The sequence below is a fragment of the Caballeronia sp. S22 genome (assembly GCF_964261745.1).
Classification (GTDB): domain Bacteria; phylum Pseudomonadota; class Gammaproteobacteria; order Burkholderiales; family Burkholderiaceae; genus Caballeronia; species Caballeronia jiangsuensis.
In genome coordinates, this window is sequence record NZ_OZ180035.1 from 2,112,895 (window position 1) to 2,124,703 (window position 11,809).

10 protein-coding genes are annotated in these 11,809 nt (G+C 62.5%); 4 read left to right on the forward strand and 6 right to left on the reverse strand.

Annotated features, from left to right (window positions below; all coding sequences use genetic code 11):
• Positions 1-24: 24 nt before the first annotated feature.
• Positions 25-858 carry a nitrilase-related carbon-nitrogen hydrolase gene (locus tag ACEN42_RS09960; protein WP_371879827.1) on the reverse strand — a complete coding sequence of 278 codons (834 nt, stop codon included), beginning with the start codon at positions 856-858 and terminating at the stop codon, positions 25-27.
• A gap of 108 nt (positions 859-966) precedes the next feature.
• Between ACEN42_RS09960 and ACEN42_RS09965 the strand changes: the two genes are divergently transcribed.
• Complete coding sequence (locus ACEN42_RS09965; RefSeq protein ID WP_371879828.1) at positions 967-1,866, forward strand: LysR family transcriptional regulator; 900 nt, start codon at positions 967-969, stop codon at positions 1,864-1,866.
• Here the strand turns inward: ACEN42_RS09965 and ACEN42_RS09970 are convergent.
• Positions 1,850-2,434, reverse strand: a complete 585-nt coding sequence (locus tag ACEN42_RS09970; protein WP_371879829.1) for a GNAT family N-acetyltransferase — start codon at positions 2,432-2,434, stop codon at positions 1,850-1,852. The genes ACEN42_RS09965 and ACEN42_RS09970 overlap by 17 nt on opposite strands.
• A 676-nt stretch (positions 2,435-3,110) precedes the next feature.
• Here ACEN42_RS09970 and ACEN42_RS09975 point away from each other — a divergent pair.
• Positions 3,111-4,256, forward strand: coding sequence for an IS481 family transposase (locus tag ACEN42_RS09975; protein ID WP_371879830.1), 1,146 nt, complete (start codon positions 3,111-3,113; stop codon positions 4,254-4,256).
• A 453-nt stretch (positions 4,257-4,709) separates the two neighbouring features.
• Here ACEN42_RS09975 and ACEN42_RS09980 read toward each other — a convergent pair.
• A protein-coding gene (locus ACEN42_RS09980) for an IS5 family transposase (protein WP_371879831.1) occupies positions 4,710-5,515 on the reverse strand; the annotation gives its coding sequence in 2 pieces (ribosomal slippage) (positions 4,710-5,167 and positions 5,167-5,515; 807 coding nt in all).
• A gap of 374 nt (positions 5,516-5,889) precedes the next feature.
• Here ACEN42_RS09980 and xth point away from each other — a divergent pair.
• Positions 5,890-6,672 carry an exodeoxyribonuclease III gene (gene xth / locus ACEN42_RS09985; RefSeq protein ID WP_035506460.1) on the forward strand — a complete coding sequence of 261 codons (783 nt, stop codon included), beginning with the start codon at positions 5,890-5,892 and terminating at the stop codon, positions 6,670-6,672.
• An 18-nt stretch (positions 6,673-6,690) separates the two neighbouring features.
• Here xth and ntrC read toward each other — a convergent pair whose 3' ends face one another.
• From ntrC to glnA, 3 genes are all read right to left on the reverse strand, one after another.
• Positions 6,691-8,175: a nitrogen regulation protein NR(I) gene (gene ntrC, locus ACEN42_RS09990; RefSeq protein ID WP_187608997.1), complete on the reverse strand. Its 1,485-nt coding sequence runs from the start codon at positions 8,173-8,175 to the stop codon at positions 6,691-6,693.
• Positions 8,176-8,284: 109 nt separating this feature from the next.
• Positions 8,285-9,427 (reverse strand): nitrogen regulation protein NR(II), encoded by a 1,143-nt coding sequence (gene glnL, locus ACEN42_RS09995; RefSeq protein WP_035506455.1) that lies wholly within the window; start codon positions 9,425-9,427, stop codon positions 8,285-8,287.
• 173 nt (positions 9,428-9,600) lie between these two features.
• The gene (gene glnA / locus ACEN42_RS10000; RefSeq protein ID WP_061119874.1) at positions 9,601-11,016 is read right to left on the reverse strand and encodes a type I glutamate--ammonia ligase; all 1,416 of its coding nucleotides are present in this window, start codon (positions 11,014-11,016) and stop codon (positions 9,601-9,603) included.
• 328 nt (positions 11,017-11,344) lie between these two features.
• Between glnA and ACEN42_RS10005 the strand changes: the two genes are divergently transcribed.
• Entirely contained in the window at positions 11,345-11,809 is a 465-nt protein-coding gene (locus tag ACEN42_RS10005) for a rhodanese-like domain-containing protein (protein ID WP_187608996.1), read from the forward strand.

Sequence of the window (11,809 nt, forward strand, 5' to 3'; positions counted from 1 at the left end):
CAGAAAGGCCGTGCGGAGTTCGATTCAGCGCAGCACGCGATGGCGTCCGACCACCGCGAAGCTGAGCGGCAGCGAACCGCGCGACATTGCGCGTTCCGGTTCGATCCTGAGCGGATAGACGTTGCCCTGTCGCGCGAGCGGTTCGTAGAGATCGGGACGGCGCGCGGATAGCGCCCGACGCCCGGCGCTCGCCTCGGCCAACGACGGTTTCACATCCGCGACAATGAGACCGCCGTCCTCCGATGTACGACGCGCGAGCACGCGGCCGTCCGGGCCTGCGATCAGCGCTTCGTCGCCCGATGTGTGGCTGCACGCGATGAACATGCCGTTGTCGGCGGCGCGCGCGGCGAGCGTCGCGCGCTGCGTGCGATCGCCGCGCATCGGAGCGATAAGGAGCGTCGCGCCCATGAGCGCCGTCATCCGCACGTTCTCGACGACATCGTTGTCATCGCCGATCAGAATGCCGATGCGTGCGCCGAGCGGCGCGTCGAAGACGGTGAAGCGCTCGCCGCTGTGCAATCCGCGATGCGATACATGCAGCTTGCGATGACGCACACGCGCGCCGCCGGGAAAGAGAATCGCATAGCTGTCGTAAAGGCGTGCGTCTTCGGTGCGCTCGATCCAGCCGACGCCCGCTGCGACGCCGGTTCCGTCGACGGCTGCGGCAATCGCGCGGATCGACGGGCCATCGAACGATTCGGCTCGCGATGCGTCGTCCGGTACGCCGATGCTCAATTGTGGGAACAGCACCAGTTGTACGCCCTGACATGCGGCGTCCGCGATCAGCGCGCAATGGCGCGCCGCATCGCCTTGCGACACGAGCGTGCTGACAGCGATGCGAAACGAGGTGGCGTCCAAGCGAGGCTCCGGAATAAACGGGTAGATGACCTCATTGAACCGCTCGCGTATCGATAAGTAAAATGAATGTTTTGATCGATTCGATCGCCAAATGGAATCGAATATCCGATGGAACTGAAACTCCTGCGCGCCTTCCTCACCATCGCGGACTTGCGCCATTTCGGCCGTGCGGCCGAAGCCCTGCATCTCAGCCAGCCCGCGCTCAGCAAGCAGATCGCCGCGCTCGAAGCGAGCCTCGGCGCGCGCCTCTTCGAACGCGGGCGACACGGCGCGGACCTGACGGCGTTCGGCGCGGGCTTCATCGCCGATGCGCAATCGCTGGTACGCGACGCCGACACCGTGCTCGCCCGCGCACGCGAAGCCGCGAGCGGCGCGCGCGGGTTCTTGCGTGTCGGCCTGTGCCTGTCGACGCTCACGCACGTGCCCAGGCTGATCGCGGAATTCGGCGCGCTCAATCCGGGCGTGAGCATCACGCTGCACGATCTTTCGTCGCACGAGCAGACGCGCCGCATCCTCGCCAATAAGCTCGATGTGGGATTCATGCGCATGCCCGCGAGCGCCGGGCTGTCGGGCGTCACCGTGCTCGACGAAACGCTCGCGCTCGCCGTGCCCGAGCACACGCGCTACAAGCGTCTGCCCGCGGACCTGAACGAGCTGAACGAGCCGGGATTCATCGCACTGTCGCGCACGCGCGGGCCGGGTCTCGCGGCGCAGATCGATCGCTGGTGCACGGAGCACGCGTTCGTGCCGCGCGTGATTCAGGAAGCGGACGATATCCAGTCCGTGCTCGCATCCGTGGCGGGCGGCGTGGGCGCCGCGTTCCTGCCATCGCGCGCGCAATACCTGCTGCGCGATGCGCGCGTGCTGACCTTGCGCGATCAGCCTGCGCGATGGCGCGTCGGTCTCGCATGGCAAGCCGAACGCGACGACACCGTCACGCGTGGCTTCGTCGCGTTCATGAAAGCGCGTGTGAAGACGCTGAAGGCTTCGGCTACGCTCGACGGTTGAGCTTCGCGAGCAGCATCGCTTTGACGGCGGGCCATTCGTCATCGATGATCGAAAAGCGCACCGAGTTGCGCTTGCGGCCATCGGGCATGATGCGCTCGTGCCGCACGATGCCTTCCTGTTTCGCGCCGATGCCGAGAATCGCGGCGCGCGATTTCACGTTGAGCTCGTCGGTGGTGAACTGCACGCGCACGCAGTTCATCGCTTCGAACGCGTGTGCGAGCAACAGATATTTCGCTTCGGTGTTGATGCCGGTGCGTTGCGTCGATGCCGCGAGCCACGTATGGCCGATTTCGAGCTTGCGGTTCACGCGATCGATCTTCCAGTAACGCGTGCTGCCGACGACGCGGTCGTCATCGGTTCGCACGATCGTGAACGGCATGACGGTGCCGGCGTCGCGGCCTGCGAACGCGGTATCGAGATAGCGGTCGATGGTGTCTTCATTTGGTACGACCGTTACGCTGAGACTCCAGAGCTCGCCATCGGCGGCGGCATCGAGCAAGGCGGCGCGGTCATCGCGTTGCAGCGGGCGAAGCTGCACGCGCTGCCCGTTCAGGGTCGGTGGGTTCATTCGATCGATTGCAGGTTTGTGGTCAGACGACATCATAATTCGCTGCGCTGGCTTGGTTTTGTGGAATCCTGATTTCGTGTCGGTCTATTTGTGTTGCCCCTCCCCGGGGCGGGGGTCACTTTCTTTGCTGCTGCAAAGAAAGTAACCAAAGAAACAGCTATCCCCAGCCTAAGCACTTCACACCGGCCGCGGCACAGGCGATTGGCCTAATGGCCCGGCAGTAGCGAGTGCCCCCACAAGCAGACAAGGGCTTGGACCGCGCACGGTCTGCCGCACCAACTGTTTTGCGTCACTGGTTCAGCACCAAATAGCTCCAGCCCGCTTCGCGGCCGATGGGTCAATCGCGTGCGCGCGGGCTTCTTCGATGGTTTCCCTCGCGTACCCGACGGCAGCGCGTAGCGCTGTGCCGAAGCTATTTCGTGCTGAACCAGCGCGCTTAAACATTTGGTGCGGCAGACCGTGCGCGATCCAAGCCCGTTGGGGCCTATGAGAGCCACACTTAGGCGATTGCCACGTGCGGCTGGCAAGCATGGCCAACGTGCGTGTGACCGCGGGCTTCAGCGAGCTGCTTTCTTTGGTTACTTTCTTTGCAGCAGTGTATAGACCGGGGACATAGCTGACAGATCCGCGGGGACATGGTTGACACTTTTGGGCATCTCGATGCCTGGACCCGACCATGCCTTGGAACCCGCAGGACACCATGCAACTTCGCCTTGAATTCGTGACCCTGGCCCTGCAACAAGAGATTGCTTTCAGCGAGCTGTGCCAACGCTTTGGCATCAGCCGGCAGACCGGATACAAGTGGGTCAACCGCTATCAGGCCGGGGGCCGCGAGGCGCTGGGCGATCTCTCCCGACGGCCGCACAGCAGCCCGAATCGGACCTGCGACGAACTCCAAGCGCGGGTGCTCGAGGTGCGAAGCCAGCATCCGGCCTGGAGCGCGCACAAGATCAGCCGGCGCCTGAAGGATCAAGGCCTGCAAGGCGTGCCTTCGCACAGCACGGTCAATGCCATTTTGCAGCGCCATGGATGCATCGGCGAGAAGGCTTCGGAGGCGGCCACCGCCTGGACCCGTTTCGAGCGCGCCGAGCCGAACGAGCTATGGCAAATCGATTTCAAGGGCCACTTCGGCATGCTCGATCAAAGGCGCTGCCACCCGCTCACCGTGATCGACGATCATTCGCGCTTCAACCTCGTGCTGCAGGCGTGCTGCAGCCAGGACACCGAGACGGTGTACACGCATCTGCGAAACGCTTTCGCCTGTTACGGGCTGCCGCAACAGATCAACGCCGATAACGGCGCGCCGTGGGGCACGCCGAGCAAGCCTGGCGAATTGACCGAGTTGGCCATCCGATGCATTCGGCTGGGTATTCGTATGAGCCATAGCCGTCCCTATCACCCGCAGACCAACGGCAAGGACGAGCGCTTTCATCGCTCGCTCAAGGCCGAGGTGCTGAATCACCGCAGCTTCACCGGGCCCGATCAGGTGCAGGCTGAATTCGACCGCTGGCGGCAAAGCTATAACTTCGAGCGCCCGCACGCGGGCATCGGCATGGCGACGCCGATCTCGCGCTATCGGCCCAGTGCGCGGGCGATGCCCAGCCGCCTGCCACCGCTCGAATACGGACCGGATGATCAGGTCCTGCTGGTGGGCTGGAACGGCAAGGTGACGTTTGGAAAGCACCGTTTGCGCGTATCCAGCGCACTGCACGGACTGCACATCGTGGCGCGACCGAGCAGCACGATTGCCGATGCCTACGACCTCTATTTCGCCCATCACCGACTCATGACGTTTGACCCGAACCAGCCCGATACCCGATGATCAAAGTGTCAACTATGTCCCCGACGAAAGTGTCAACCATGTCCCCGGTCTATACACTGCTGCAAAGAAAGTAGGCAAAGAAAGCAGCTATCCCCAGCCTAAGCACTTCATGCCGGCCGCGGCACAGGCGATTGGCCTAATGGCCCGGCAATAGCGAGTGCCCCCACAAGCAGACAAGGGCTTGGACCGCGCACGGTCTGCCGCACCAACTGTTTTGCGTCACTGGTTCAGCACCAAATAGCTCCAGCCCGCTTCGCGGCCGATGGGTCGATCGGGTTTGCGCGCGCTTCTTCGATGGTTTCCCTTGCAAACCCAACGGCAGCGCGAAGCGCTGTGCCGAAGCTCTTTCGTGCTGAACCAGCACGCTCAAGCATTTTGGGCGGCAGACCGTGCGCGAGCCAAGCCCGATTGGGCCTGTGAGGGCGACACTTAGAAGCTGTTGCAGAATTAAGTTCATGAATTCTTAAGCCGGTTCCAGCAAATCAGCGCGCACGCGAGCGAAAGGAAAGCCTCGTGAATATAGTCATATCGTTCATAACGAATCTTCAGGCGTCGAAAGTTATGCAGCCAGGCAATCGAGCGCTCGACGACCCAGCGCGTTTTGCCCAGACCGCTACCGTGCGGTGCGCCGATACGGGCGAGTTCCGGCACGATGCCTTGCTTGCGCAACGCCTGCCGGTGCTTATTGGAACTGTATCCTCGATCGCCTTGGACGATGCCGGGTTTGCGCAATGGTCGGCCTCGCTTGCCGCGAATCGGCGGAATGGCCGCGACCAGCGCATTCAGTTGCTTGATGTCGTGACAGTTCGCGCCGCTCAGGATGACTGCGAGCGGAATGCCTTGCGCCTCGACAATAAGGTGATGCTTGCTGCCGAGCTTGCGCCTGTCCGTGGGGTTCGGACCAGTTTTTTTCCCGCCGATACGGCGCGAATAGAAGAGCTGTCGACGATGGCGCGCTCCAGATCGAGTTGGCCGCGTCGGCGCAATTCGGCGAGTAACGCTTCGTGGATGCGTTGCCAGACACCGGCCTTCTGCCATGCGTCGAGTCGACGCCAGCACACGCTGCCCGAGCCCCAACCGAGTTCCTGCGGTAGCAGATTCCACGCCGTGCCCGAGCGCAGGACAAAGATGATGCCGTTGAGCACCGCTCGATCTGCAATCGGTTTGCGCCCAGCGTGGCGCCGATTGCGCGAAGGCCGAACAGGCAACAGCGGTTCGATGAATGACCACAGTTCGTCGTCTATAAGTTCTTTAGTCATCGCTTCCTGCATGAGCAAACAATCCAGGAAGCTACCAACTCACAAGAAAAGTTAACAGTGCTCTATTCCTATTTCCGCAACGGCTTCTTAGGCGAGTGCCACCGCGGGCTGGCAAGCATGGCCAACGTGCGTGTGCCCGCGGGCGGTGAGAAGCTGCTTTCTTTGGTTACTTTCTTTGCAGCAGCAAAGAAAGTGACCCCCGCCCCGGGGAGGGGCAGTGCTAATAGACCGACGTGATAACGGGATCCGACGAAAGCAGCCCCCCAATCCAACCCATTCCCCAACGCCACCCGCGCAGCGAAACCACCCCCTTACGCTCCGCTAGAATCCTAACTTCAGCGCACGGCCGCGCTCTCCGACGAAGACCGAAATTCATGAAAATCGCCACCTGGAACGTCAACTCCCTCAAAGTCCGCCAGCAACACGTCATCGACTGGCTGGCCGCTTCACAAGTCGACGTGCTGTGTCTTCAGGAACTCAAACTCCCCGACGAGAAATTCCCTCGCGCCGAGCTCGAAGCCGCCGGCTTCAAAAGCTGGTTCGCGGGACAGAAGACCTACAACGGCGTCGGCATTCTGGTCAGGTCCGACGCAGGCTTCGAAGTGGATGAAATCAGCGTCGTGCGCAACATCCCCGGTTTCGAGGACTTGCAGCAGCGCGTGATCGCCGCGACGATCGACGGCGTGCGCATCATCTCCGCCTATTTCCCGAACGGCCAGGCGCCCGGCTCCGAGAAATTCGCCTACAAGATGCGCTGGCTCGATGCGCTGCGCGAATGGCTGCGCGAGGACATGGCGCGTCACCCGCAGCTTGCGCTACTGGGCGATTACAACATCGCGCCGGAAGACCGCGACGTGCACGATCCGAAAGCCTGGGAAGGACAGAACCTCGTCTCGCCAGAGGAGCGCGCGCACTTCGCGCAGCTCGTCGAGCTAGGACTCACCGATGCCTTTCGCAAGTTCGAGCAGCCCGAGAAGCTCTTCACGTGGTGGGATTACCGGATGATGGCGTTCCGTCGCAACGCGGGACTGCGCATCGATCACATTTTGCTGTCGGAGCAGCTCGCGGCGCGTTGCACGTCGTGCGAAGTGGACAAGGTGCCGCGCAAGTGGGATCAGCCGTCGGACCACGCGCCCGTGATCGCGACCATCGACTGATCCCTGCCCAACCAACGCTCACGCGTCGAGATGCAGTTCCTGAATCTTGCGCGTGATCGTATTGCGGCCGATGCCCAGCCGTTCCGCCGCCTCGACCTTGCGCCCGCGCGTGAAATCGAGCGCCTCGCGGATCACCGCGGCTTCGAAACGGCGCGCGAGTTCGTCCATCACGTCGGCGGAGTTTTCGCGCAAAAGGCGCGCGACTTCGGTGCGCAAGCCGTTCTCCCACACGCTGGCCGCAACGCCCGCCACCGAAGGCGCCGATGCCACCGCGCCGTTCTGTGCCGCGGGAGCCGGGGCCACCGCGCCATCGGACGAAACGGCGATGGCCTCCGCGGCATAGTCCTGGCGCGGCGTGAGATCGGGCGGCAGATCCTTCTGCTCGATCACCTGCGCGGGCGCCATCACCGTGAGCCAGTTGCACAGGTTCTCCAGTTGACGCACGTTGCCGGGAAACGGCAACGACGCGAGATACGCAAGCGCCGCGTCCGACACGCGCTTGGGCTCGACGCCCAGATCGCGCGCGCTCTTCTGCAGGAAATGGCGCGCGAGCAGCGGAATATCCTCGCTGCGCTCGCGCAACGCCGGCAGACGCAGGCGGATCACGTTCAGACGGTGATACAAGTCCTCGCGGAACAGGCCTTGCCGCACGCGCGCATCGAGATTCTGATGCGTCGCCGCGATCACCCGCACGTTCGCCTTCAGCGGATTGTGCCCGCCTACGCGATAGAACTGCCCATCCGACAGCACGCGCAACAGGCGCGTCTGAAGATCGAATGGCATGTCGCCGATTTCATCGAGAAAGAGCGTGCCGTTCTCGGCCTGCTCGAAGCGCCCCTGGCGCATCGCCTGCGCGCCCGTGAACGCGCCGCGCTCGTGACCGAACAGTTCGGACTCCAGCAGATCCTTCGGAATCGCCGCCGTGTTCAGCGCGATGAACGGTCCGTTCGCGCGTGGGCTATGTCGGTGCAAAGCGCGCGCGACAAGCTCCTTTCCGGTGCCTGATTCGCCCGTGATGAGCACGGTCGCCGCCGAATGCGACAGACGGCCGATCGCGCGGAACATATCCTGCATCGCCGGCGCCTGGCCGAGCATCTCGGGCGTCTCCGTCACACGCTCGTCGACTGCCGCTTCGCCGCGCATGCTTTCGTCGACGGCGCGGCGGATCAGCTCGACGGCCTTGTCGACATCAAAAGGCTTGGCGAGGTACTCGAACGCGCCGCCCTGGAACGCGGCCACGGCGCTGTCCAGGTCCGAGAACGCCGTCATGATGATGACGGGCAGCCCCGGCAAGCGGTCGCGCACGGTCTGCAGCAGCTCAAGCCCCGAGCCGCCCGGCATGCGGATGTCGGAGACGAGCACTTGCGGGCTTTCTCCTTCGAGCGCGGCGAGCGCATCGCGCACGCCGGAGAAGCTGCGCGTCGTGAAGTTTTCTCGTGCGAGCGCCTTTTCCAGCACCCAGCGGATGGATTGGTCGTCGTCTACTATCCAGATCGGCTTCATATCGTTCGGCGAGAAGTCTTCGTATGGTTCGGTGTGAGCCCGTCGAAACGGTCAGGCTTCGATGCCTGATGGGTCACGTGCTTCGCGTGACGTCGCTGGTCGATCGTGATCAATTCTCAAACGGCAACAGGATGGCGAATTCGGTGCAGCCCGGCCGGCTCTCGACTTCGATCAGACCATCGTGCTGATGGACGAACGATTGCGCGAGCGTGAGACCGAGACCGCTGCCGTCTTCCCTGCCCGATACGAGCGGGAAGAAGATCCGGTCGCGGATTTCGCTGGGGATGCCGGGACCGTTGTCAGTGATATGCAAGTCCAATGCCAGTTTGTGCAGCTTCTTGCCGATCGTCACCTTGCGCGCGATGCGCGTGCGCAGTTCGATCCTCGCATCGCCTTGTGAAATGCGCTCCTTCAGCGCTTCCGCCGCGTTGCGCACGACGTTGAGCAGCGCCTGAATCAGTTGCTCCTTGTCGCCGCGCAGGTCGGGCACGCTCACGTCGTAGTCGCGCTCGATTGTGAGGCCGCGCGGAAACTCCGCGAGAATCACGGCCCGCACGCGCTCGCATACTTCGTGGATGTTCACGTCGCCCACGATATGCGGATGCCGGTGCGGCTCAAGCAAGCGATCGACGAGTGTCTGCAGCCGATCCGATTCCTTGATGATGACCTGCGTGTACTCGCGCAGTTCGTCGCGTTCGCGCGCGCCGAGCTCGAATTCGAGCAACTGCGCCGCGCCGCGAATCCCGCCGAGCGGATTCTTGATCTCGTGCGCGAGATTGCGGATCAGTTGCTTGTTGACGGCGGTGAGGTCGTGGATGCGCTCTTCGCGATCGGTGCGCAGATGACGCTCGTTCTCGAAGAGTTCGAGCAGCACGTATTCGGGCGCCGCTTCGAGATAGCCGACGATGGCATGCACATGCACCGGCTCGCGGCTCTGACGTTCGAGCACCGCATCGAGCCGCGTCGCGTTGAAGCGGTTCTCCGCGATCGACGCGATCGTGGTCGCCAGCTCGTCCGAATTCGCGAAGAGCTCGGGCCAGTTCATCTGCGTCAGCTGCTTGCGCGACATCTCCAGCATCGCTTCGGCCGAAGGGTTCGCGTACGCGATCCTGAGATTGCGTATGTCCAGAACGAGCACGTTCGTGGGCAGCGCTTCGAATCCCGGGAGAAGCCCGCTTCCCGCGAGTCGCGAGTCGTCTGTCAGCGCATCGGCGTGACCCTTGCGCGCCTTGATGAGGTTCTTTAGCACCATCGTGCAATGGTTGAGGTCGTTCGTGACACCGATCTTCTTCTCGTTCTATGACATTGCGGCGATTAAAAAAGGGACGGCGCGCCGTCCCTTTTCTTCACTGCATCGCATGCGTCGCGCGCTTCGCCTGACTGCTCACCACGAAACGCGCTCGGGTCATGCGGGCGTGCGTCGCTTTACAGCGAGTAGTACATCTCGAACTCGATCGGATGCACCGCCTGACGATAACGCTGCAGCTCGTTCGTCTTCAGTTCGATGTATGCGTCGAGCATCGAATCCGTGAACACGCCGCCGCGCGTCAGGAACTCGCGATCCGCGTCGAGCGCGTCGAGTGCCTGGTCGAGGCCCGCGCACACGGTCGGGATCTTCTTGTCTTCTTCCGGCGGCAGGTCGTACAGATTCTTGTCCGCGGCTTCGCCCGGATGAATCTTGTTCTGCACGCCGTCGAGACCCGCCATCATCAGCGCGGAGAAGCACAGGTACGGGTTCGCCAGCGGATCCGGGAAGCGCGTTTCGATACGGCGGCCCTTCGGGTTCGAGACGTGCGGAATACGGATCGATGCCGAACGGTTGCGAGCCGAGTAAGCCAGCTTCACGGGCGCTTCGAAGTGCGGCACGAGACGCTTGTACGAGTTCGTACCCGGGTTCGTGATCGCGTTCAGCGCGCGCGCGTGCTTGATGATGCCGCCGATGTAGAACAGCGCGAATTCCGACAGACCTGCGTAGCCGTTGCCCGCGAACAGGTTCTGGCCGTCTTTCCAGATCGACTGGTGGACGTGCATGCCCGAACCGTTGTCGCCGACGATCGGCTTCGGCATAAAGGTCGCCGTCTTGCCGTACGTGTGCGCCACGTTATGGATGATGTACTTCATCTGCTGCAGCCAGTCCGCGCGCTGAACCAGCGTCGAGAACTTGGTGCCGATTTCGTTCTGACCCTGGCCCGCCACTTCGTGGTGGTGCACTTCGACCGGAATGCCGATCTGTTCGAGCAGCAGACACATTTCCGAACGGATGTCCTGGAACGTATCGACCGGCGCGACCGGGAAATAGCCGCCCTTCGTGCCCGGACGGTGACCGGTGTTGCCGCCTTCGAATTCCTTCGCCGACGACCACGGCGCTTCTTCCGAGCCGATCTTCACGAACGTGCCCGACTGGTCCGTATTCCACTGCACCGAGTCGAAAATGAAGAATTCCGGTTCCGGACCGAAGAACGCGGTGTCGCCCAGGCCCGAGCTCTTGAGATAGGCTTCCGCGCGTCGCGCGAGCGAACGCGGGTCGCGCTCGTAGCCCTTGCCGTCGGCGGGCTCGACCACGTCGCAGGTCAGAACGAGCGTCGACTCTTCATAGAACGGGTCGATGAAGGCGGTGTCCGCATCCGGCACGAGCAGCATGTCCGACGCTTCGATGCCCTTCCAGCCTGCGATGGACGAACCGTCGAAAGCGTGGCCGCTTTCAAATTTGTCTTCGTCGAATGCCGAGACCGGCACGGATACGTGTTGTTCTTTGCCGCGCGTGTCGGTGAAACGGAAGTCGACGAACTTGACGTCCTCGTCCTTGACGAGTTGCATGACGTCGGCCACGGATTTACTCATTACCTATCTCCTGATTAACAAAAGTCGGCGAATCGCTTCGCCGCCCCGACCAATCCTGTATATCGATTCAATCGAGGATGGAAAAGCAGCTTCCGTGCCAAGCGCACCATCTTTGCGCTAAGCGCTTGAAGCAGCGCGCGTTTTGAAGCGATCCTTGTTGCGCTGCAAATCGGATACGCACCTTTTCGGTGCGCACTCGGTTGTCCAGTAATATCAAAGCACGTTTTCGGTGCATCGTATCGCTCTTGCACCAGTATCGAGCATCGATCTGTCCGGCTTAAGCCGCGCGCTAGAATGATTCTTTGCGCTTAACGGAGACCGATACGCCATGAGTACGCTCGAACAACTCTATAGCCAGGCCAGCAAACGCGCCGCCGAGAACAGCCTCACCTACGCGGGTGCCTTCTCGCCCGCCGAGGCGTTCGAACTCCTGCAACTCGATCCGCGCGTGCGCCTCGTCGATGTTCGCACGCGCGCCGAGCTGGACTGGGTCGGCCGCCCGGCCATCGATGGCGCGCAGTACGCGCATATCGAGTGGATCCGCTACCCCGGCTCCGTGCCGAATGCCGAGTTTATCGAACAATTGCGACAGGTCGCCACCCCGGATACGCCTGTCGTGTTTTTGTGCCGCAGCGCCGCGCGTTCGAAGCTCGCGGCAGTCGCGGCGCAGAAGGAGGGTTACGCGCAGGCGTATGACCTGCTGGAAGGCTTTGAAGGCGATAAGGATGGGCAGGGGCATCGGAAAACGGTGTCGGGATGGTGTTTCCGGAAGCTGCCGTGGATTGGGGCTTGA